The sequence below is a fragment of the Burkholderia sp. SR8 genome (genome assembly GCF_052851275.1).
Map to the genome: position 1 here is coordinate 132106 of NZ_JAULUC010000008.1, position 19638 is coordinate 151743.

Below are 19638 nucleotides of genomic sequence, written 5' to 3' on the forward strand. Positions count from 1 at the left end.
CCGGGCGGGCCCAGGCGGATGTTGCGCGTTGCCTGTCTCAGTCGGCCGCCGGCCGCGCGGCGAGCAATTGCGCGCGAAGCCAGCGATGCGCATCGGTGCGCGCATGCTTCGCGTGCGAGTACACCTTGACCGTGTAGCGCGGAATGTCGAACGGTGCAGGAAAGATGCGGATCGGCACCGCGTGGCGCAGCGCCTGCGCGGCGCGGTTCGGCACGGTCATCAGCAGCGCCGATTCCGCGATCACGAACGGCGCGGCGAGCACGCTCGGCAGCTGCACGGCGACCTGCCGCGCGAGGCCGAGCCGGTCGAGCACATAGTCGACCACGCCGCGCGGCTCGTTCCACGGCGTGACGACCGCGTGGCGCGCGGCCAGATACCGGTCAAGCGTCAGCCGCCGGCGAATGTCCGGATGCGCGGCGCTCGCGATCACCACGTAGTCGTCGGAGAACCAGTCGAAATCGTCGATGCCCGGCGCGGCGGCGGCCGTTTCCTCGTGATAGCCGAGCGCGAAGTCGATGCGGCCGGCCGCGAGCTCGTCGATCGCGATCTTGCGGTCCGAATGGACCACGCGGATCCGCAGCCGCGGCGCGACCTGCTCGATGCGCGCGAGCAATGCCGGCAGCACCGCGAACGCCGTGTAGTCGCTCGCGGCGAACACGAACGTGCGGTCGCTTTGCGCGGGATCGAAGCGGCGCGCGCGGGCGAGCCCCTTCGACATCGTGTCGAGCGCGTCGCCGGCCCACACGGCGATGTCGTCGGCGCGCACGGTCGGTTGCATCTCGTTGCCGAGGCGCACGAACAGCGCGTCGCCGATCGCGTCGCGCAACCGCGCGAGCGCGTGGCTCAGCGCCGACGGGCTCATCGCCAGCTCGTGCGCGGCAGCGGCGACCGACCGGTGGCGGTACAGCGCGTCGAACGCGAGCAGCAGGTTCAGGTCGAGGCGGCGCAGGTCGGGATGCATCATGTTCATGTCCTGATGAAGAAACTGCACTTCCTGCAGTTCAGGCGTGAACGTAGCATGTGACTCTGACCGGCGCCATGCGCAATCGCGCGGGCGCCGCATTCCGTATTCAGCCCGGGCCGGGGAGGGCCCCCATCGTGCAAATCGACATCCGTTCCGCCACCGTCGCCGACGTGCCGCAGATCCTGCGTTTCATCACCGAGCTCGCCATTTACGAGAAGGCCGAGCACGAAGTGGTCGCGACGCCCGCGTCGCTCGAGCGCAGCCTGTTCGGCGACGACACGCCCGCGCGCGCATTGATCTGCGAGGTCGATGGCGAGCCGGCCGGCTTCGCCGTGTATTTCTTCTCGTATTCGACGTGGCTCGGCCGCCAGGGGCTGTATCTCGAGGATCTGTACGTATCGCCGCGCTTTCGCGGCGCGGGCGCCGGGCTGCGGCTGCTGAAGGCGCTCGCGCGGATCGCCGTCGATACCGGCTGCGGGCGTTTCGAATGGAGCGTGCTCGACTGGAACGAGCCGGCGATCCGCTTCTACGAAAGCGTGGGCGCGGCGGCGCAGAGCGAATGGGTGCGCTACCGGCTCGCGGGCGATGCGCTGCGCGCGTTCGCGGACGGCGCGCCGATCGAAGCCGCGTAAACGCAAAACGGGCGCCGCATGGCGCCCGCTGGGGCGGCGTAACGCGGGATGCGCGTTACTTGAGGCTGCCCGACAGGAAGCCGCGCAGGCGCTCGCTTTTCGGGTTCGCGAATACCTCGGACGGCACGCCTTCTTCCTCGACGCGCCCCTGGTGCAGGAACATCACGTGGTTCGACACGTTGCGCGCGAAGCCCATCTCGTGCGTGACGACGATCATCGTGCGGCCTTCCTCGGCGAGCTTCTGCATCACCTTCAGCACTTCGCCGACGAGTTCCGGATCGAGCGCGGAGGTCGGCTCGTCGAACAGCATCACGTCCGGATGCATCGCGAGCGCGCGCGCGATCGCGACGCGCTGCTGCTGACCGCCCGACAGGTGCGACGGATACTGCTTCTCGACGCGCGGCGCGAGGCCGACCTTCTCGAGATACTCGCGCGCGCGGTCCTCGGCTTCCTTCTTCGGGATCCCGAGCACGTTGACGGGCGCTTCCATCACGTTCTCGATCACGTTCATGTGCGACCACAGGTTGAAGTGCTGGAACACCATCGACAGCTTGGTGCGCACCCGCTGCAGCTGCTTCGAATCGGCCGCGCGCAGCGCGCCCGTCTTGTCCTTCGCGGTGCGCACTTCCTCGCCGTCGACGACGATGCGGCCCGCGTTCGGCTGCTCGAGGAAGTTGATGCAGCGGAGCATCGTGCTCTTGCCGGAACCGGAGGAGCCGATCACGCTGATCACGTCGCCCGAGTTCGCCTTCAGCGACACGCCCTTGAGCACCTCGTTGTCGCCGTACCGCTTGTGGAGATCGTCGACGAAAAGCTTTTGAGTCTGGGAATTCATCAATAGTCCTGCGGAAACTTACTTGCCTTGCGGGCGCAGATACGCGAGCCAGCGGCGCTCGGCCTGGCGGAACAGCCACACGAGCGAGAACGAGATCGCGAGATAGAGCAGGGCGGCGATGCCGAATGCGTGGAACGACATGTAGGTCGCCGAGTTCACGTCGCGCGCGATCTTCAGGATGTCCGGCACGGTCGCGGTGAACGCGACGGTGGTCGCGTGCAGCATCAGGATCACTTCGTTGCTGTAGAGCGGCAGCGAGCGGCGCAGCGCGGACGGCAGGATCACGCGGCGATACATCGTGAAGGTCGACATCCCGTACGCGCGCGCGGCCTCGATCTCGCCGTACGACGTCGCCTTGATCGCGCCCGCGAAGATTTCGGTGGTGTACGCGCAGGTGTTCAGCGTGAACGCGAGCAGCGTGCAGTGCATCCCGTCGCGGAAGAACGCATCGAGCAGCGGCGTGCCGCGCACGGCCTGCAGGCTGTAGAGGCCGGTGTAGCAGAGCAGCAGCTGCACGTAGAGCGGCGTGCCGCGGAACACGTACGTGTAGAGCCACACGGCGCCCGACAGCCACTTCTTCTTCGACACGCGGGCCACCGCGAGCGGCACCGACAGGCAGAAGCCGAGGCCGATCGACACGACCAGCAGCCACAGCGTGATCGCGACGCCGGTGATCCGGAAACCGTCGGTGTAGAGGTAGTTGCGCCAGTATTCTTGGATGAGTTCGATCATAGGTCAGCCTTGCGGACACCGGTCGAGTAACGCTTTTCGAGCCACATCAGCACGAAGTTCGAGATCGTCGTGATGGCGAGGTAGACCGCACCGGCGATCAGCGTGAAGAAGAAGAACCGCAGCGTGCCCTTGCCGGCGTCCTGCGACGCCTTCACGACGTCGGCGAGGCCGATGATCGACACGAGCGCGGTCGACTTCACGAGCACCTGCCAGTTGTTGCCGATGCCCGGCAGTGCGAAGCGCATCATCTGCGGAAACATGATCCGCGTGAACACCTGCCAGTTCGTCATCCCGTACGCGCTGCCGGCCTCGAGCTGGCCGCGCGGCACCGACAGGAACGCGCCGCGGAACGTCTCGGTGAAGTACGCGCCGTAGATGAAACCGAGCACGAGCACGCCGGCGAGGAACGGGTCGATGTCGATCTGGTCCCAGCCGAGCGCGTCGGTCGCCATGTTCAGCCAGATCTGCAGGCTGTAGAACAGCAGCAGCATCAGCACGAGGTCGGGCACGCCGCGGATCAGCGTCGTGTAGACGGTGCCGACGCCGTTCGTGAAGCGGTTGCGCGACAGCTTCGCGCCCGCGCCGAGCAGGCCCAGCAGGAACGACAGCGCAAGCGAAAGCACCGCCAGTTTGACGGTTTGCCAGGTGCCGGCGAGGATCAGCGGGCCGTAGCCTTGTAGAAACATATGTGGTCCCTGGTGTGGTCCCGGAGGGCGCACGCCGTGCGCCTCGAAAGACGCGCCCGCCATGCTGCGCGGAACGCCCCCGTGCTTGTCATCGCCGTCCGCCCCCGGCATCGGTGCCGGGCGAGCCCGTCGCGCGAAGCGGCGGGCGATCGGGCGGGCGGCGCGCGGTTGACTGCCTGTGTTGCCCGGACGCGGGGCCGCCCCCGCATCCGCTTCGCGTCATTGTCGGCGCTCAGCGAGCCGAGTAGACGCTGAACGCGAAATACTTGTGCGACAGCCGGTCGTACGTGCCGTCCTTGTGCATGTCGGCCAGCGCCTTGTTGATCTTGAGCTTCAGGTCGGTGTCGTCCTTGCGCAGGCCGATCGCGGTGCCGTCGCCGATCGTCTTCGGATCCTTCACTTCCGGCCCGGCGAACGCGAAGCCCTTGCCGCGCGGCGTGCGCAGGAAGCCGTAGTCGGCCTGGAGTTCGTCCTGCAGCGTCGCGTCGAGGCGGCCCGAGCCGAGATCGGCATAGACCTGGTCCTGGTTCTGGTAAGGCACGATCGTCACGCCCTGCGGTTCCCAGTACGCCTTCGCGTACGATTCCTGCGTCGAACCCTGCTCGACGCCGACGCGCTTGCCCTTCAGCGATGCGACCGTCGGCAGCAGCGGCGAGCCGGCCTTCGCGATCATCCGCGCGGGCGCGTCGTACACCTTGTCGGAGAAGTCGATCTGTTCGCGGCGCTTGTCCGTGACCGTCAGCGACGACACGATGACGTCGTATTTCTTCGCCTTCAGCGCGGGGATGATCCCGTCGAGATCCTGCGAGACCCACACGCACTTCACGTTGATCCGCTTGCAGATTTCCTTGGTGAGATCGACGTCGAAACCGACGATCTCGCCGCTCGGCGCGGTCGACTCGAACGGCGGGTAGCTGGCATCGACGCCGATCCGCACGGTCTTCCACTCTTTCGCGAAGGCGCTGCCCGCCACGAGGGCGAGGGCGGCGCACAGGGCGGCCTTCTTCATTTCCATGCTGTTGTCGCTCACTTCCGGGGGACGCTCGCGGCCGGTCGTGCCGGGCGCCGCGGCGTATTCTAGACGGCCAAAATTCGTGTTTCGGCGCGCTGGCAACGGCGTGCGCCGGACGGGCGAACGCCAAAAGGGCGGTATTTTACCCGAACGCGTTACCCGGAAAACGGCAATCCGGCGCGACCGACCGATTCTTCGAATCGGCCGTTGCGGCAATGGTGGTATTCGCAACGAGTATTGCGTCGATTGGGCGCGTGAGTGCAACGATGCGGTGCGCGGGCGCCGGATTGTGGCGCGCGCGGCGCGCCCCTACAGTGCAGGTAAACCCGAACGAAGAATATCTGCCTGCCGGAGTGCCGCCCCATGTTCCAGATCCGCCGCGCCGCCGAGCGCTGCCACACGCGCCAGGGCTGGCTCGAATCGAGCCACAGCTTTCCGCTCGCCGGCCACGGCGGGGCCACGCACCCGCCGTTCGGCGCGTTGCGCGTGCTGAGCGAGGACCGGATCGCGCCGACCCGCGGGTTCGGGATGCAGCCGCGCCGCGATCTCGAAATCGTCACCTACGTGCTGGACGGTGCACTCGCGCATCGCGACAGCCTCGGCAATGGTGCGATCGTGCGGGCCGGCGGCGTCCAGCGGATGAGTGCCGGCACGGGGCTCGTGCACAGCGAGACCAACGCGTCGCGCGACCGCGCGCTGCATCTGCTGCAGATCTGGCTGCAGCCGGCCGAGCGCGGCGGGCGGCCCGGCTATGCGCAGCGGCATTTCGCCGACGCCGACAAGCGCGGTTGCCTGCGGCTCGTCGCATCGCCGGACGGCGAAGCCGGCGCGCTGCCGATGCGCGCGGACGCGCGGATCTTCGCGGGGCTGATCGACGGCGACGAGGAGACGGCATTCGGCGTGCCGGCCGGGCGCAGCACCTACGTGCACGTGGCGCGCGGCGACGTGGAAGTCAACGGTCACGCGCTCGCCGCGGGCGACGGCGCGCGGATCGCCGGCGTCGACACGGTCGCGTTCGCGCGCGGTCGCGCGGCCGAGGTGCTGCTGTTCGACGTCGCATGAAATGAAACGGGGGACGGGGCCTGGCGCCCGCGTCCCCCGCGCTGCCGCCCGGGAAGGCGGCCCGCCGGCTTACTGCGCCGGTGCCGATGCGGCCTTGGCCGCGCGGTGCTGCTCCCAGCGTTCCTTCATCTTCTCGTGACGCTGCTCCATCCGCGCGAACTGCTGCTTGAGCGCGGTGCTGACGGTGGTCTTCTGCTGGTCGTTCAGCCCGTTGTAGAACGCGAGCCATGCGGCCGCGCTCTGCTCGCGCAGTTGCGCGTTCTGCTGCTCGGCCTGCTGGCGCGCCGCGTGCATCGCGCTCAGGTCGAGGATCGGCTGGTTCCGCTGCGCGTTGAACTGCTCGCGCATCTGCTCGTGGCTCTTGCGCATCGCTTCGTGGTTCTGCTTCATCGTGTTGACGGCCGTCTGCCACTGCTGTTCCTGCGACGCGTTGAGCTTGAGCTGGTCGTGCAGTTTCATGATCGCGCCGAACGGGCCGCCGTGCATCTGGTGCATGCCGGGGCCGCCGGGCGGCGGCATGTCGTCGGGTTGCGCGGCATGCGCGGTGCCGAATGCGAGAGCGAGCACGGTGGCGGCTGCGATGGCCACGCGGGAAGTCTTCTTATACATTTCAGAAACTCCTTGAATCGAAAGGGTCCGGCGATGCGGTGCGGGCGGGGTGGCCCGTGTGCCGCATCCGGTAAGACGCAGGTTAGCGGCGCGTCCCCGGGCGGGTGTTACGCGGGATCGCTGCCCGGTTACGGTGCATTACAGTTCCCTTGCGCGGTAACCCGCAGTAACCCTTTCGTCCCTTTGTATCGTTCTTCGACTCCGCGCTCGCGCGCTAAACTTCCAGCCATGACTACCCAGATCCTCATCGTCGACGACGACCAAGAACTCCGAGACCTGCTGCGCGACTATCTGGTGCGCCAGGGGATGGAAGTGTCCGTGCTGCACGACGCGGCGTCGCTCGAGAAGCGCCTCGAGCGCGAGCGGCCCGACCTGATCGTGCTGGACCTGATGATGCCGGGCGTGGACGGCCTGACCGCGCTGCGCCAATTGCGTGCGGCCGGCGACGACATCCCCGTGATCATGCTGACCGCGCGCGCGGACGACGTCGACCGCATCGTCGGCCTCGAGCTCGGCGCGGACGACTACCTCGGCAAGCCGTTCAACCCGCGCGAACTGCTCGCGCGCGTGCAGGCCGTGCTGCGCCGCCGCCGCGCGACGCCGTCGGCAGCGGCGCCCGAGCAGCGCGAGCCGTTCGCGTTCGGCCGTTTCGTGCTCGACTTCCAGGCGCGCACGCTGTCGGTCGACGGCAAGCCCGCGACGCTGTCGAGCAGCGAATTCGCGCTGCTGAAGATTTTCGTGAACCATGCGCTGCGCACGCTCACACGCGAGCGGCTGCTCGAGCTGCTGCACGGGCCCGAGTACGACGGCACCGACCGCGGCATCGACGTGCAGGTGTGGCGCCTGCGCCGCATCCTCGAAACGGATCCGTCGACGCCGCGCTTCATCCAGACGGTGCGCGGGCGCGGCTACGTGTTCGTGCCCGACGGCGAGGCCCATGCGCAAACCCATTGATTCACTGTTCGGGCGGCTGGCACTGCTGGTCGTCGGCGTGCTGCTCCTGTCGCACTTCGCATGGTTCTTCGCGATGCGGCTCGAGCGCAGCCAGATGCAGACGCGTTATGCGGTCGAGGAGGCCGCTTTCCTGGTCGATGCCGTGCGCCAGCACGTCGAGCGCACGCCGGACCAGCCGCTGCCGTCGCGCGTGCGGCTCGTGGCGCCGGACAGCCCCGACGTGCCAAAGGGCGCCGACTCGAACCTGCCGGCGCCGCTCAAGCGTTTCCGTGACGACGTGAGCGACCGGATGCCGCCCGGCACCCGCGTCGAGGTCGGCGCGCCGGGCCATCCGCCCGTGCTGTGGGTGAAGGAGCCGACCGACCGCAACTGGATCGTGGTGCCGGTGCAGCCGCTGCGGCCGCCGCGCTCGCTCGACCGGATGCTGCTGTGGCTCGGCACGATCTTCTCGGCCGGCGTGATCGCCGCGCTGTTCGCGGCGTGGCAGCTGCAGCAGCCGCTGCGCTCGCTCGCGCGCGCGGTCGCGCGCTTCGGCCGCGGCCAGCCGGTGCCGCCGCTGCGCGAACGCGGCCCGCGCGAGCTGCGCCAGCTCACGCACGGCTTCAACCAGATGGTCGAGCAGGTGTCGCAGGCCGAGAACGACCGCGCGGTGATGCTGGCCGGCGTCGCGCACGACCTGCGCACGCCGCTCGCGCGGATGCGCCTGCGCGCGGAGATGATGGACGACGCGCGGCTGCGCGACGGCGTGGTGCGCGATGTCGACTCGATGTCGCACATCGTCGACCAGTTCCTCGTGTTCGCGCACGGCGGGGCCGATCGCAGCGAGCCGGTGCCGGTCGACCAGGCGTGCGAGCGGATCGCGCGCAGCTATCGCGCGGTCGCACCGAACGCGCCGACGGTCCAGACGCATCTGGCTGCCGACGAAGGCTTCCGGCTGCCGACCGCGACGCTCGACCGGATCCTGTCGAACCTGCTGGACAACGCGCATGCGTACGGCGCGCCGCCCGTGTTCGTCGAGACGGCGCGCACGCCGGCCGGTTATGTGCTGTCGGTCAGCGACACCGGGGGCGGGATTGCGCCGCGCGATCTGGCGGCCGCGACGCGGCCGTTCGTGCGGCTCGACCCCGCGCGCGGCGGGAACGGCCACAGCGGGCTCGGGCTCGCGATCGTCGAGCGGCTGGTGCTGAGGCTGGGCGGGGCGTGCGAGATCGGCAATCGTCCCGAGGGCGGCCTGCGCGTCGCGATGACGTTCCCGTTCGACGTGGTGCCGAAGGACGAGCCTCACGCACAGGCCGCGTAAGCGGCGCATGCGGCGCCTGCCGCGCAGGCGCCGCGCGGCATCATTCGCCGAACAGCGTGCCGAGCGTCTCGGCGGCGTTGCTGTCGATGGTGTTGTAGGTCACGCTCGTGGCCTCGAAGATATAGACGGTCGTGTAGCGGCCGAGGCGCTCCAGGATTTCCTCCTGCAGCGATTCCGGTACCACGTTCATGTTCAGGTACCACGCCGTCGACGACAGCCGCGTCTGGAACGACCCGTATTCCTGCATCAGCTCGTAGAACGCGTCGGCGTCCTGATCGCGGCAGACGATCACCAAATTTCCTGCCATTCCCTTCCTCCCGCTGGTCGGTCGATCCCCGGCGGCGGTCGGTCGACCGACGCCGGGGGCCCACCCCGATCATACCTGCTTCGCCGCGATCGTCCGCCGACGTCCGGCCGGTTTGCGCCCGTATGCGGCTGCCGGGTTCCCGGCCGGCCCGGATCACGGCATAATTCGGGGCCTGCATGCCGGCCGAAAGACTTCGGCCGGGCTGCTCCGCACCGCGCCGCGCGCCGTCCGACCGCGCGCCGGGCACGATCCGTGCGCCGCCCGGCGCCGCGCCCGGCCCCGGACGGTTGAACCTGAAATACAGGTTGGTGTAGTGTCGTGCCGTCGCGGCCCGACTCGGCCTGCCGGGGCGGCAGCCTGCACGCCCGGCGCGCCGCGCCGGCGTGAGATCGTGAATCAATCGAATTACCGCGTCGAATTACCGCGCCCGAGCGCTTTGCCATGAATCAACATCGTCTGCCGGCTTCGTTCGGCCTTACCGGGGAGGGCGCCTGATGGACGTCGGATTCTTCAATCCGAACCGGACCGCCAACGCGTCCGCGTGGCGCGTTCTGCCGAACCGATGGGACTTCATCGCGTTCCCGCTGATCATCTGCCTGATCGCGATGGCCGTCGTCGGCTTCCATGAAACGATGGCGCCGATCGGGACCCTTCAGACCCAGAAGATCTCGCTCGATCCGTCGAACCTGCCCGAATACGCGTTGCGCACCACGCTGCGGATGCTTGCCGCGATGGTCGCGTCGCTCGCGTTCACGCTCGTGTACGGCACGCTGGCGGCGAAGAGCCGCCGCGCGGGCATGGTGCTGATCCCGATCCTCGACATCCTGCAGTCGGTGCCGGTGCTCGGCTTCATCTCGTTCACCGTCACGTTCTTCCTCGCGCTGTTCCCGAGCCGTGTGCTCGGCGCCGAGCTCGCGGCGATCTTCGCGATCTTCACGAGCCAGGCATGGAACATGACGTTCAGCTTCTACCAGTCGCTGCGCACGGTGCCGCGCGACCTGGACGAAGTGTCGCGCGGCTTTCACCTGACGTCGTGGCAGCGCTTCTGGAAGCTCGAGGTGCCGTTCTCGATGCCGGGGCTGATCTGGAACATGATGATGTCGATGTCGGGCGGCTGGTTCTTCGTCGTCGCGTCGGAGGCGATCACCGTCGGCAACCAGACGATCACGCTGCCGGGGATCGGCGCGTATCTCGCGCAGGCGATCTCGGACAAGAACCTCGGCGCGATCGGCTGGGTGATCCTGACGATGACCGTCGTGATCCTCGCGTACGACCAGTTGCTGTTCCGCCCGCTGATCGCGTGGGCCGACAAGTTCCGGATGGAGAACACCGCATCGGGCGACGCGCCGCAATCGTGGCTGCTCGACCTCGTGCGCCGCACGCGGCTGATCCATCAGCTGCTCGTGCCGGCCGGCTGGTTCTTCGCGAAGGCCGCGCGGATTCCGCTGCGCCTGCCGCTGTCGGGCGCGATGCGCTTCACGCTGCCGAAAGTCGAGAAGAAGGCATCGCGCACGGTCGACGTCGCGTGGGCGGCGCTGCTGCTCGTCGGCACCGCGTACATCGTGTGGCGCGTCGTCAGCTTCGTGTCGACCGGCGTGACGATGGCCGAAGTCGGTCACGTGATCATGCTCGGGCTGATCACGCTGCTGCGCGTGGTCGTGCTGATCTCGATCGCATCGGTGATCTGGGTGCCGGTCGGCGTGTGGATCGGGCTGCGGCCCAAGCTCGCCGAAAAGCTGCAGCCGCTCGCGCAGTTCCTCGCCGCATTCCCGGCCAACCTGCTGTTTCCGGTGTTCGTGATCGTGATCGCACGCTTTCACCTGAACCCCGACATCTGGCTGTCGCCGCTGATCGTGCTCGGCACGCAGTGGTATATCCTGTTCAACGTGATTGCCGGCGCGACGTCCTATCCGAACGACTATCGCGAAGCGGCGACGAACTTCCGGATCCGCGGCTGGCAGTGGTGGCGGCAGGCGATCCTGCCCGGCATCTTCCCGTATTACGTGACCGGCGCGATCACCGCCTCGGGCGGCGCGTGGAACGCGAGCATCGTGTCGGAAGCGGTGCAGTGGGGCACGACCAGGATCGAGGCGCACGGACTCGGCGCGTACATCGCGCAAACCACCGCCGCCGGCGATTTTCCGAAGATCATCCTGGGCATCGCCGTGATGTCCCTGTTCGTTACCCTGTTCAACCGCCTGCTGTGGCGCCCGCTGTATGCCTTCGCCGAAGCGAAGCTGCGGCTCGACTGAGACCGATTGAGAGCGAAACGCGATGCACAATCCGAATGCTGTAAACGCCCCCGTCCAGACGTCCCAGCCGCCCCAGCCGCCGCGTCTCGGCGAAGAGATCCTGCGCGTCGAGCACGTGAACCGCGGCTTCAACAAGACGCAGGGCGAGCTGCTCGTGCTCGACGATGCGAACCTGTCGCTGCGCGAAGGCGAGATCGTCGGGCTGCTCGGCCGTTCCGGGTCGGGCAAATCGACGCTGCTGCGCATCATCGCCGGGCTGATCGAGCCGACCGGCGGCGAAGTGACGTATCTCGGCAAGCCGCTGCGCGGCCCGGCCGAAGGTGTCGCGATGGTGTTCCAGACTTTCGCGCTGTTCCCGTGGCTGACCGTGCTGCAGAACGTGGAAGCCGGGCTCGAAGCGCTCGGCGTCGGCGCACGCGAGCGGCGCGAGCGCGCACTTGCCGCGATCGACCTGATCGGTCTCGACGGCTTCGAGAACGCGTATCCGCGCGAGCTGTCGGGCGGGATGCGGCAGCGCGTGGGATTTGCGCGCGCGCTCGTCGTCGATCCGACGATCCTGCTGATGGACGAGCCGTTCTCCGCGCTCGACGTGCTGACGGCCGAGACGCTGCGTACCGACCTGCTCGATCTGTGGACGCAAGGCCGGATGCCGATCAAGTCGGTGCTGATCGTCACGCACAACATCGAGGAAGCGGTGTTCATGTGCGACCGGATTCTCGTGCTGTCGTCGAACCCGGGCCGCGTGATCGCCGAGATCAAGGTGCCGTTCAAGCATCCGCGCAATCGTCTCGACCCGGCGTTCCGCAAGCTGGTCGACGACATCTACGCGAAGATGACCGCGCGCCAGATCGGCGAGACGACGAAGAAGGGGCTGGAGCTCGGCAGCTGGCTGCCGCAGGTGTCGACCAACCTGATGGCGGGCCTGATCGAGACGCTCGCGATGGCGCCGTATCACGGCCGCGCGGACATGCCGGAAATCGCGCGCACGCTGCATCTGGAGGTCGACGACCTGTTCCCGATCGCCGAAGTGCTGCAGTACCTCGGCTTTGCCGACGTGCGCGAAGGCGACGTGTTCCTGACGCCGCCGGGGCGCGTGTTCGCCGAGTTCGGCACGCAGGAACGCAAGCTGATGTTCGCGGACCACCTGCTGAAGCACGTGCCGCTCGCCGCGCGGATCAAGAAGGTGCTGAACGAACGTCCGGGCCATCGCGCGCCGCGCGTGCGCTTCGAGCAGGAGCTGGAGGATTTCCTGTCGGACGGCGCGGCCGAGGAAACGCTCGACGCGGTGATCGACTGGGGCCGCTACGGCGAGATCTTCTCGTACAACGACCAGACCGAAATTTTCAGCCTCGAGGACGTCGAGTCCTGAGCAATGTGCCGGGCCGCGCGGCCCGGCGTCGCGATCCGCAGCTGCGGCGCGGGTCGTCAGGCGCCGCGCATTGCGCCGTCGTCGTTACTGCAGGTTGCCCCACCGGTCGACGGCCGGCTCCGCCGACGCCCACTTCCAGTGCGTGCCTTGCTGGCACGCATTCGCGAAATACCAGTCGGCCTTGTCGCCGTCCTTCACCGAGAACGCGAATTCCTTGCACAGCGCGAGCGCCGTCGAATACGCGCGCGTGACGCGCACTTCGCCTTCGCCGTTTTCGAGCGGCAGCGTGTTCTTCACCTTCCACGGCTTCACTTCGCCGACGGCCAGCCCGCCGGCCGCATTCGCGATCGCGTCCTGCTGGTTCTGATGGAGCTGCTTCATCGTGCGGTTGACGGCCTCGTCGGTCGCCGCCTGCACGGCGATGCCGACACCGACGCCGACGGCCGGGTTCGCGGTGACGAGGCCCGTCGCCGCGCCGGCAAGCGCGCCGCTTGCCGCGCCGACCGAGCCGCAGCCCGACAGCGCGGCGCTGGCCGCGCACAGCGCGCCGATCGCCGCGAGACGAATCGCGCCGCTCATTGCAGCGCGCCCCAGCGCTCGGTCGCGGGCTCGGCCGACGCCCATTTCCACACGGGGCCGTCACGGCAGATCGTCGCGACGTAGAACGCCGATTGCGCGGCCTTGTCGGCCTTCGCGGGCGTGTCGACCGCGAACACGATTTCCTTGCAGTCGAGCGGGCCGATGCTGATCATCCGGCTGACCGTCACGCGGCCCTGTTCGTCGTCCTCGATCGGGAACGAATGGTGCGTCGACCACGGCGCGACGCCGCCGACGTCGAGCGGGCCGGCCGCCTTCGCGATCTGTTCCTGCGTGTAGCGGTGCGCGACGCGCTGTGTGTACTGGACGCCTGCACGTGCGCCGGCCACCGCGCCGAGGCCGATGCCCGTCGCGACGGCAGCGTTGTTGGTGACCTTGGAAGCGATCGCGGCGCCCGCGATACCTGCGCCGGCCGTGGCCCCTTCGCTGTACAGCGAGTTGCAGCCGGACAGCAGTGCGGCCGCGGCGAGCGCGGCCAGCACGATGCGCGCCGGCGTGGCCCGGTGCGGCGGTTCGAAACGAATGTTCATCCCTGAGTGCAAGTCCTGTCTGGGTGAGCGGCGACGCAGGCGCGCCCATGCCGCATCATTGTTTCGCAATCGTCTTAGGAAAATTGCAAAGCTTTGACAAATCGGCGGCCGGCGGTCCGCGCGCGTACGCGCGGCGCTATTGTCGAATAGATGGCGGGGCAGGGGTCGAAACGTTACAAATTGAAGGTAATTGTTACCTTGAAATGCAATCGAGCGACCTAAACTCATTTGTTATGGAATGTTTCTACGACGGCTCCGAGCCGCGCTGCATATGAGACACCCAGCCATGCGCCGTTCCAAACGGCTTGTTCACCGGCCGCCCGATGCGGGCGCCGGGCGCCCGCGTCCGCAGACCGACGCGCCCGGCGCACCGCCTGCCGGCACGCCCGGGGAGACGCCGTCCGACGGCGATCACAACCAGGGCGGCGCCCGCCCGGAAGGGCTCGACTATCAGCGCGACCTCGGCCAGGAGCAGGACGCCTGACCCTGTCGCCGCAGCATTCCGCTGCCGCATTTCATTGCGCTCTTGGTTGCATCGCTCACATCTGAATCGCCGCGCGGCCGTCGTCGGACCGCCGCGCCGCCCTGGCGCGCGCCGCGCGTCAGCCAATCGAATCGAGGAGGGAAAGCCGCATGAGCAGATTGATCGTGGTATCGAATCGTGTCGCCGCCGGCGAGGACACGCGCCCGAGCGCCGGGGGCCTCGCGGTCGGCGTGATGGACGCATTGAAGGACACCGGCGGCGTCTGGTTCGGCTGGAACGGCGAGATCGTCGGCACGCCCGACGCTGCCCCCGCGATCCAGCGGGACGGCAACGTCACGTATGCGACGGTCGGGCTGACCCGGCGCGACTACGACCAGTACTACCGCGGCTTCTCGAACGCGACGCTGTGGCCGGTGTTCCACTACCGCGGCGATCTTGCCCGCTTCGAGCGGCAGGAGTATGCGGGCTATCTGCGCGTGAACGCGATGCTCGCGAAGCAGCTTGCCGCGCTGCTGCGGCCCGACGACCTGATCTGGGTCCACGACTACCATCTGCTGCCGTTCGCGCATTGCCTGCGCGAGCTCGGCGTGAAGAACCCGATCGGCTTCTTCCTGCACATTCCGTTTCCGTCGCCCGACGTGCTGCGCCTCGTGCCGCCGCACGAGGAGCTCGTGAAGTTCATGTGCGCGTACGACGTCGCCGGTTTCCAGACCGACGCCGACAAACAGGCGTTCACCGACTACATCGAGCGGCGCGGCATCGGCGCGGCGAGCGACGACGGAATGCTGCATGCGCACGGCCGCGTCGTGAAGGTCGCCGCCTATCCGATCGGCGTGCATCCGGATGCGATCGCCGAGGCGGCCGTCCAGTACGGCTCGCGCAAGCCGGTGAAGATGCTGCGCGACGCGCTCGACGGCCGCAAGCTCGTGATGAGCGTCGACCGGCTCGACTATTCGAAGGGGCTCGTCGAACGCTTCCAGTCGTTCGAACGGATGCTGGCCAACGCGCCGGGCTGGCAGGGCCGTGTATCGCTCGTGCAGATCGCGCCGCCGACGCGCTCCGACGTGCAGACCTACCAGCGCATCCGCGAAACGCTCGAAGGCGAGGCCGGCCGCATCAACGGCCGCTTCTCGCAGCTCGACTGGACGCCGATCCAGTACCTGAACCGCAAGTACGAGCGCAACCTGCTGATGGCGTTCTTCCGGATGTCGCAGGTCGGCTACGTGACGCCGTTGCGCGACGGGATGAATCTCGTCGCGAAGGAGTACGTCGCGTCGCAGGACCCGGCCGATCCGGGCGTGCTCGTGCTGTCGGAGTTCGCGGGCGCGGCGGCCGAACTGGGCGGCGCGCTGCTCGTCAATCCGTACGATCTGTCGCAGATGGCCGACGCGCTCGAGCGCGCGCTGTCGATGCCGCTCGCGGAGCGCCAGGCGCGGCACCGGGAGAACCTCGCGCAACTGCGCAAGAACGACCTGTCGGTGTGGCGCGATACGTTCGTCGCGGACCTGCGCAGCGTCGCGGCGGCCGCGTCGGTCACGCAGCGTGCGGGCCGGCGGGTCGCGCATGTCTGAGCGCGTGGAGGAGGGCGGCGGCGCGGACGATGCGTCCGCGCGCTTCTTCATCGTCACGGGCGGCCCCGGCTCGGGCAAGAGCACGTTGCTCGATGCGCTCGAGCGCAGCGGTTTCGCGCGTTCGCACGAGGCCGGGCGCGGCGTGATTCGCGACCAGATGGCGATCGACGGCCCGGCGCTGCCGTGGCGCGACCGCGCCGCATTCGCCGAACTGATGCTGACCTGGGAAATGCGCTCGTACCATCTCGCGCGCTGCGCTCGCGGCCCCGTGTTCTTCGATCGCGGCGTGCCGGACGTGATCGGCTATCTGCGGCTCACGGGCCTGCCCGTGCCCGCACATGCGGAAGCCGCGGCGCGGCGCTTCCGCTATCACCGGCGCGTGTTCATCGCGCCGCCGTGGCCGGAGATCTATGCGCAGGACACCGAGCGTCGCCAGGATTTCGCGGAAGCCGTGCGCACCTACGACGCGATGGTCGACTGCTATACGGCGTACGGGTATCGGCTGATCGAACTGCCGCGGGTCAGCGTGAAGGCGCGCGTGCGCTTCGTGACCGACGCGCTCGACGGCGCGTGAGGCGCAAGGCCGGTGCGCGGGCCCGCGACGGCGGCGCCCGGCGGCGTTACGTCGCCGCGTCGGGCCGCGGCGACGCGATCCGCAGCATGCTGACCACGGCTGCGACCGCCGCGAACGCGGTCGCGACATACAGCGCGATCGTCGGACCGCGGTCGGGCGCCAGCCCGAAAATCAGCGCGACGAGTGCCGCGCCGAGCGTCTGGCCCGTCAGGCGCGCGGTGCTCAGCATCCCGCCCGCGCCGCCGCTGCGCTCGCGCGGCGCCGACGACAGCATCGCGCGGTTGTTCGGCGACTGGAACAGCCCGAAGCCCGCGCCGCACAGCGCCATGCGCCACACGATGTCGACGGTGCCCGGATGCGCGCCGATCGTCGCGAGCGACAGCAGCCCGGCTGCGAACAGCGCGAGCCCGATGCCGCCGAGGATGCCGGCCGAATAGCGGTCCGACAGCACGCCGGCGAGCGGCGCGGCGAACACGATCACGAGCGGCCACGGCGTCATGTACAGGCCCGTTTCGACCTGCGAGAAGCCGAGCGAATTCTGCAGCCAGAACGGCAGCGCGACGAACGCGAGCATCTGCGACGTGAACGACGCGACCGACGTGCAGATCGACAGCGCGAACATCGGGATGCGCATCAGGTCCACCGGCAGCAGCGGCGCCGGCTGCGACAGCTGCCGCTTCACGAAGAAGTAGCCGACGCCGAACGCAACGGCCAGCTCGGCCGCGACGTACGCGTGGCTTTCGCCGTGACCGAGTCCGTCGACGGCCATGATCAGCAGGCCGAACACGCACGCGTTCATCAGCGCGCTCGGGAAGTCGTACGGCGCGTCGTGCAGCGGATTGGCCGGCAGCGCACGCATGCTGCCGAACACCGCGGCGATGCCGATCGGCACGTTGACCGCGAACAGCCACGGCCACGATGCGAACGACAGGATCGCCGACGCGACGGTCGGGCCGATCGCCGACGACAGCGCGACCACCATCGCGTTGATCGACAGCCCGCGCCCGAGCATCGACGACGGGTAGATCATCCGCACCAGCGCCGCGTTCACGCTCATGATGCCGGCCGCGCCGAATCCCTGGATCACGCGCATCACGGCGAGCGTCGGCAGCGAGCCGGCGAGCGCGCAGCCGAGCGACGCCGCGGTGAAGAGCGCGAGCCCGCCGATGTAGATGCGGCGATAGCCGATGCGCTCGCCGAGCGACGCGAGCGGCAGCAGCGTGATCGTGACCGCGAGCTGGTACGCGTTGACGATCCAGATCGACGCGGCGTCGGACGCGTGCAGGTCGCGCGCGATCGTCGGCAGCGCGACGTTCGCGATCGCGCCGTCGAGCACGGCGAGCGTGATGCCCAGGGCGACGCAGACGATCGCCCAGTAGCGTTGCGGTAGCGGCAGGCCGGTATCGGCGTTCATGGCGGGAGCGAAAGCGTGGTTGTCCGCGCGCCCGCACACCGGTTGCGTACGCAACCATGCTCGCGGGTGGAGGCGGCGATGAACGGCCCGGCCGGCAGCGCGGCACCGGCGCGGGACCGGTCGAGTGTATCACCGGCACGCATCGCGCGACGCCGGCGCAACCGGCCGCCGGCCGGCGCGTGCATTCAGCCTTCGAAGTCGAGGCCGCCGAGCCGCACGAGCGGATCGGCCTGCGTGCGCGACGCGAGATCGATGTCGCGCGCACCCTGCCATGCGGTGAGCTTTCTCGGCAGCGCGCTCAGGTAGTGCTCGAAGCGCGCGGGCCCGTCCGGCTCCATCAGCCGTTCGATTTCGTCGGTGTCCCAGGTCAGCTCGAGGTTCAGCGGATGCACGAAGCCGCTCACGTGTTCGTGCGGCGCGCTGCGGATCTGCACGCGCGTCGGCTGCCCGTGCCCGCCGTACGGGACGACGTCGGCGCGAACGTGCTCGGCGAAGAAGGCGGCGATCGCCTGCGCAATGCGCGGCGCGAATTCGGTATCGAAACGGCGGGCGGTTTCGGGCTGCATGACGGCGTCTCCTGTGTGCCGAAAATCGTAGCACGGCCGTGCCGCGTTCCGGTGTGCGCGACACGCGTAATGGCGCGTTACCACTTGCTGCATCTATTACGGCCGCGGGCGGCCACAATGCATCGCATCCAGTACCACTTCGCGTGGGAGTCCATCATGAAGAAGATTGCCGCAGTATGTGTCCTCGCCGGTTCGCTCGCAGTGGCCGGGCCGGCGTCCGCGCATGGCCGCGACGGCGGCGCCGTCATCGGCGCGCTGATCGGCGGCGCGGTGCTCGGCGCGATCGTGACGTCGGCGATGAATCCGCCCGTCGCCTACCAGGCGCCCGTGTATCAGGCACCGGCGTATCAGCCGCCGACGTATTACCAGGCGCCGGCCTACCAGCAACCGGCTTATCCGACCTATCAGCAGGCGCAGTACCAGGACGACGGCCCGAACTATTGCTACGACCGCTATCAGCGCGCGTACGTGTGCGGCGCGCCGGTGTCGGGCGGCTATGCGCAACCGGCAGGCTGGTAAGCGGCCGAGCGGCCGCACGCGCGCCACGCGCGCCGATGCCGCTCGAAACATTCCGTTCCTGTTCCTGCTACGCGGGATGACAAAAGCAAAGGCCCTCGCACGATGCGAGGGCCTTCGTCATTTCGCGGTGTTTTCACGCGTTGCGCGGCGCTTGTACAAGCCCGTCTGCGGATACAAACGGTTGCAATTGGGTCGCCGGAATCAGTGGCGGTGCCCGCCGCCGCCGTCGCCGCGCCCGCCGCCGCCTTCGTTCCAGTCGCCTCGGCGGCCGCCGCCGCGCCCCCAGCCGCCATGATTGCCGCGGTCGCCGCGATCGCGATCCCAGTGGCGGCCGCGATCCCAGTCGCGTCCGCCGCCGCCGCCCCAGATGTTGACCGTGCCGTAGACCGGCGCGGCGCCGTAGGCCGGCCCGTACGCGTAGCCGGGATCGGAATAGTAGGGCTGTCCGTAGCCGTATCCGGCGTCCGGACCGACGACGCACCCGGCCAGCAGCGTGGCGACGCCGGCGGCGGCAATGAGCTTCAGCATGATGTTCTCCGTTGGTTGCCCTATAAGTACCGCGCGCGGGACTTGCCGGCTGTTTGCAATTGTGTCGCCAAATTACAGCGCCGTAAGGCTTTGCGACGAAAGTGTTAGCATCCGGGGCCCCATTTGTTTATCAGGAGCACA

The 19638-nt window shown here is 68.5% G+C and carries 22 protein-coding genes; 10 read left to right on the top strand and 12 right to left on the bottom strand.

The window, feature by feature from the left end; genetic code table 11:
* Positions 1–37: 37 nt before the first annotated feature.
* Positions 38–964, bottom strand: coding sequence for a LysR family transcriptional regulator (locus Q3A80_RS12790; protein WP_446329357.1), 927 nt, complete (start codon positions 962–964; stop codon positions 38–40).
* A 134-nt stretch (positions 965–1098) separates the two neighbouring features.
* Here Q3A80_RS12790 and Q3A80_RS12795 point away from each other — a divergent pair, with 134 nt between their 5' ends.
* The gene (locus tag Q3A80_RS12795) at positions 1099–1596 is read left to right on the top strand and encodes an N-acetyltransferase family protein (RefSeq protein WP_446329358.1); all 498 of its coding nucleotides are present in this window, start codon (positions 1099–1101) and stop codon (positions 1594–1596) included.
* A gap of 55 nt (positions 1597–1651) precedes the next feature.
* Here the strand turns inward: Q3A80_RS12795 and Q3A80_RS12800 are convergent, their stop codons facing one another.
* From Q3A80_RS12800 to Q3A80_RS12815, 4 genes are all read right to left on the bottom strand, one after another.
* Positions 1652–2431, bottom strand: coding sequence for an ABC transporter ATP-binding protein (locus Q3A80_RS12800; protein ID WP_446329359.1), 780 nt, complete (start codon positions 2429–2431; stop codon positions 1652–1654).
* An 18-nt stretch (positions 2432–2449) separates the two neighbouring features.
* Positions 2450–3163 (bottom strand): ABC transporter permease, encoded by a 714-nt coding sequence (locus Q3A80_RS12805; RefSeq protein WP_446329360.1) that lies wholly within the window; start codon positions 3161–3163, stop codon positions 2450–2452.
* Positions 3160–3849: an ABC transporter permease gene (locus tag Q3A80_RS12810; RefSeq protein ID WP_021158491.1), complete on the bottom strand. Its 690-nt coding sequence runs from the start codon at positions 3847–3849 to the stop codon at positions 3160–3162. The genes Q3A80_RS12805 and Q3A80_RS12810 overlap by 4 nt, the downstream gene beginning before the upstream one ends.
* A 232-nt stretch (positions 3850–4081) precedes the next feature.
* Positions 4082–4858: an ABC transporter substrate-binding protein gene (locus tag Q3A80_RS12815; protein WP_446329503.1), complete on the bottom strand. Its 777-nt coding sequence runs from the start codon at positions 4856–4858 to the stop codon at positions 4082–4084.
* A gap of 366 nt (positions 4859–5224) precedes the next feature.
* On the opposite strand from Q3A80_RS12815, the gene Q3A80_RS12820 reads away from it, so the two are divergent.
* Positions 5225–5923, top strand: a complete 699-nt coding sequence (locus Q3A80_RS12820; RefSeq protein WP_446329361.1) for a pirin family protein — start codon at positions 5225–5227, stop codon at positions 5921–5923.
* Between the two features lie 69 nt (positions 5924–5992).
* Here the strand turns inward: Q3A80_RS12820 and Q3A80_RS12825 are convergent, their stop codons facing one another.
* Positions 5993–6532 carry a periplasmic heavy metal sensor gene (locus Q3A80_RS12825; RefSeq protein WP_446329362.1) on the bottom strand — a complete coding sequence of 180 codons (540 nt, stop codon included), beginning with the start codon at positions 6530–6532 and terminating at the stop codon, positions 5993–5995.
* Between the two features lie 228 nt (positions 6533–6760).
* On the opposite strand from Q3A80_RS12825, the gene Q3A80_RS12830 reads away from it, so the two are divergent.
* Together Q3A80_RS12830 and Q3A80_RS12835 are read left to right on the top strand one after the other, a co-directional pair.
* The gene (locus Q3A80_RS12830; RefSeq protein ID WP_039319657.1) at positions 6761–7486 is read left to right on the top strand and encodes a response regulator; all 726 of its coding nucleotides are present in this window, start codon (positions 6761–6763) and stop codon (positions 7484–7486) included.
* Positions 7470–8786 (top strand): ATP-binding protein, encoded by a 1317-nt coding sequence (locus tag Q3A80_RS12835; RefSeq protein ID WP_446329363.1) that lies wholly within the window; start codon positions 7470–7472, stop codon positions 8784–8786. Before Q3A80_RS12830 ends, Q3A80_RS12835 begins: the two co-directional genes overlap by 17 nt.
* Positions 8787–8826: 40 nt before the next feature.
* Here the strand turns inward: Q3A80_RS12835 and Q3A80_RS12840 are convergent, their stop codons facing one another.
* Positions 8827–9093, bottom strand: a complete 267-nt coding sequence (locus Q3A80_RS12840) for a double-stranded DNA-specific endonuclease (RefSeq protein WP_027786765.1) — start codon at positions 9091–9093, stop codon at positions 8827–8829.
* Between the two features lie 494 nt (positions 9094–9587).
* Between Q3A80_RS12840 and Q3A80_RS12845 the strand changes: the two genes are divergently transcribed.
* Together Q3A80_RS12845 and Q3A80_RS12850 are read left to right on the top strand one after the other, a co-directional pair.
* Positions 9588–11345, top strand: coding sequence for an ABC transporter permease (locus Q3A80_RS12845; protein WP_446329364.1), 1758 nt, complete (start codon positions 9588–9590; stop codon positions 11343–11345).
* A gap of 22 nt (positions 11346–11367) precedes the next feature.
* Positions 11368–12714 (top strand): ABC transporter ATP-binding protein, encoded by a 1347-nt coding sequence (locus Q3A80_RS12850; RefSeq protein WP_446329365.1) that lies wholly within the window; start codon positions 11368–11370, stop codon positions 12712–12714.
* 84 nt (positions 12715–12798) lie between these two features.
* Here the strand turns inward: Q3A80_RS12850 and Q3A80_RS12855 are convergent, their stop codons facing one another.
* Positions 12799–13293, bottom strand: coding sequence for a hypothetical protein (locus Q3A80_RS12855; RefSeq protein WP_446329366.1), 495 nt, complete (start codon positions 13291–13293; stop codon positions 12799–12801).
* Positions 13290–13841, bottom strand: a complete 552-nt coding sequence (locus Q3A80_RS12860) for a hypothetical protein (protein WP_446329367.1) — start codon at positions 13839–13841, stop codon at positions 13290–13292. Before Q3A80_RS12860 ends, Q3A80_RS12855 begins: the two co-directional genes overlap by 4 nt.
* Before the next feature lie 286 nt (positions 13842–14127).
* Between Q3A80_RS12860 and Q3A80_RS12865 the strand changes: the two genes are divergently transcribed.
* The 3 genes from Q3A80_RS12865 (at position 14128) to Q3A80_RS12875 (ending at position 16470) form a co-directional block, all read left to right on the top strand.
* Positions 14128–14325, top strand: coding sequence for a hypothetical protein (locus Q3A80_RS12865; RefSeq protein ID WP_446329368.1), 198 nt, complete (start codon positions 14128–14130; stop codon positions 14323–14325).
* A 149-nt stretch (positions 14326–14474) separates the two neighbouring features.
* On the top strand, positions 14475–15896 hold the full coding sequence (gene otsA, locus Q3A80_RS12870; RefSeq protein ID WP_446329369.1) for an alpha,alpha-trehalose-phosphate synthase (UDP-forming): 1422 nt from the start codon (positions 14475–14477) through the stop codon (positions 15894–15896).
* Positions 15889–16470, top strand: coding sequence for an AAA family ATPase (locus Q3A80_RS12875; RefSeq protein WP_446329370.1), 582 nt, complete (start codon positions 15889–15891; stop codon positions 16468–16470). Before otsA ends, Q3A80_RS12875 begins: the two co-directional genes overlap by 8 nt.
* Positions 16471–16516: 46 nt before the next feature.
* Here Q3A80_RS12875 and Q3A80_RS12880 read toward each other — a convergent pair whose 3' ends face one another.
* A complete protein-coding gene (locus Q3A80_RS12880) occupies positions 16517–17884 on the bottom strand; it encodes an MFS transporter (RefSeq protein ID WP_446329371.1) in 1368 nt (455 codons plus the stop codon).
* 185 nt (positions 17885–18069) lie between these two features.
* A complete protein-coding gene (locus Q3A80_RS12885) occupies positions 18070–18450 on the bottom strand; it encodes a DUF5594 family protein (protein WP_446329372.1) in 381 nt (126 codons plus the stop codon).
* Positions 18451–18567: 117 nt separating this feature from the next.
* Here Q3A80_RS12885 and Q3A80_RS12890 point away from each other — a divergent pair, with 117 nt between their 5' ends.
* Positions 18568–18969: a hypothetical protein gene (locus Q3A80_RS12890; protein ID WP_043189675.1), complete on the top strand. Its 402-nt coding sequence runs from the start codon at positions 18568–18570 to the stop codon at positions 18967–18969.
* Between the two features lie 201 nt (positions 18970–19170).
* On the opposite strand, the gene Q3A80_RS12895 is transcribed toward Q3A80_RS12890, so the two are convergent.
* A complete protein-coding gene (locus Q3A80_RS12895; protein ID WP_446329373.1) occupies positions 19171–19497 on the bottom strand; it encodes a hypothetical protein in 327 nt (108 codons plus the stop codon).
* Positions 19498–19638 lie beyond the last annotated feature (141 nt).

Excerpts from the sequence above, each read along its gene's own strand:
- Q3A80_RS12850 (WP_446329365.1), top strand. The coding sequence starts at position 11,368 with ATGCACAATCCGAATGCTGTAAACGCCCCCGTCCAGACGTCCCAGCCG.
- Q3A80_RS12835 (WP_446329363.1), top strand. The coding sequence starts at position 7,470 with ATGCGCAAACCCATTGATTCACTGTTCGGGCGGCTGGCACTGCTGGTC.
- Q3A80_RS12880 (WP_446329371.1), bottom strand. The coding sequence starts at position 17,884 with ATGAACGCCGATACCGGCCTGCCGCTACCGCAACGCTACTGGGCGATC.
- Q3A80_RS12890 (WP_043189675.1), top strand. The coding sequence starts at position 18,568 with ATGCATCGCATCCAGTACCACTTCGCGTGGGAGTCCATCATGAAGAAG.
- Q3A80_RS12855 (WP_446329366.1), bottom strand. The coding sequence starts at position 13,293 with ATGAGCGGCGCGATTCGTCTCGCGGCGATCGGCGCGCTGTGCGCGGCC.
- Q3A80_RS12790 (WP_446329357.1), bottom strand. The coding sequence starts at position 964 with ATGATGCATCCCGACCTGCGCCGCCTCGACCTGAACCTGCTGCTCGCG.
- Q3A80_RS12845 (WP_446329364.1), top strand. The coding sequence starts at position 9,588 with ATGGACGTCGGATTCTTCAATCCGAACCGGACCGCCAACGCGTCCGCG.
- Q3A80_RS12805 (WP_446329360.1), bottom strand. The coding sequence starts at position 3,163 with ATGATCGAACTCATCCAAGAATACTGGCGCAACTACCTCTACACCGAC.
- Q3A80_RS12885 (WP_446329372.1), bottom strand. The coding sequence starts at position 18,450 with ATGCAGCCCGAAACCGCCCGCCGTTTCGATACCGAATTCGCGCCGCGC.
- Q3A80_RS12800 (WP_446329359.1), bottom strand. The coding sequence starts at position 2,431 with ATGAATTCCCAGACTCAAAAGCTTTTCGTCGACGATCTCCACAAGCGG.
- Q3A80_RS12865 (WP_446329368.1), top strand. The coding sequence starts at position 14,128 with ATGCGCCGTTCCAAACGGCTTGTTCACCGGCCGCCCGATGCGGGCGCC.
- Q3A80_RS12840 (WP_027786765.1), bottom strand. The coding sequence starts at position 9,093 with ATGGCAGGAAATTTGGTGATCGTCTGCCGCGATCAGGACGCCGACGCG.
- Q3A80_RS12825 (WP_446329362.1), bottom strand. The coding sequence starts at position 6,532 with ATGTATAAGAAGACTTCCCGCGTGGCCATCGCAGCCGCCACCGTGCTC.
- Q3A80_RS12815 (WP_446329503.1), bottom strand. The coding sequence starts at position 4,858 with ATGAAGAAGGCCGCCCTGTGCGCCGCCCTCGCCCTCGTGGCGGGCAGC.
- Q3A80_RS12830 (WP_039319657.1), top strand. The coding sequence starts at position 6,761 with ATGACTACCCAGATCCTCATCGTCGACGACGACCAAGAACTCCGAGAC.
- Q3A80_RS12810 (WP_021158491.1), bottom strand. The coding sequence starts at position 3,849 with ATGTTTCTACAAGGCTACGGCCCGCTGATCCTCGCCGGCACCTGGCAA.
- Q3A80_RS12820 (WP_446329361.1), top strand. The coding sequence starts at position 5,225 with ATGTTCCAGATCCGCCGCGCCGCCGAGCGCTGCCACACGCGCCAGGGC.
- Q3A80_RS12895 (WP_446329373.1), bottom strand. The coding sequence starts at position 19,497 with ATGCTGAAGCTCATTGCCGCCGCCGGCGTCGCCACGCTGCTGGCCGGG.
- Q3A80_RS12860 (WP_446329367.1), bottom strand. The coding sequence starts at position 13,841 with ATGAACATTCGTTTCGAACCGCCGCACCGGGCCACGCCGGCGCGCATC.
- otsA (WP_446329369.1), top strand. The coding sequence starts at position 14,475 with ATGAGCAGATTGATCGTGGTATCGAATCGTGTCGCCGCCGGCGAGGAC.
- Q3A80_RS12875 (WP_446329370.1), top strand. The coding sequence starts at position 15,889 with ATGTCTGAGCGCGTGGAGGAGGGCGGCGGCGCGGACGATGCGTCCGCG.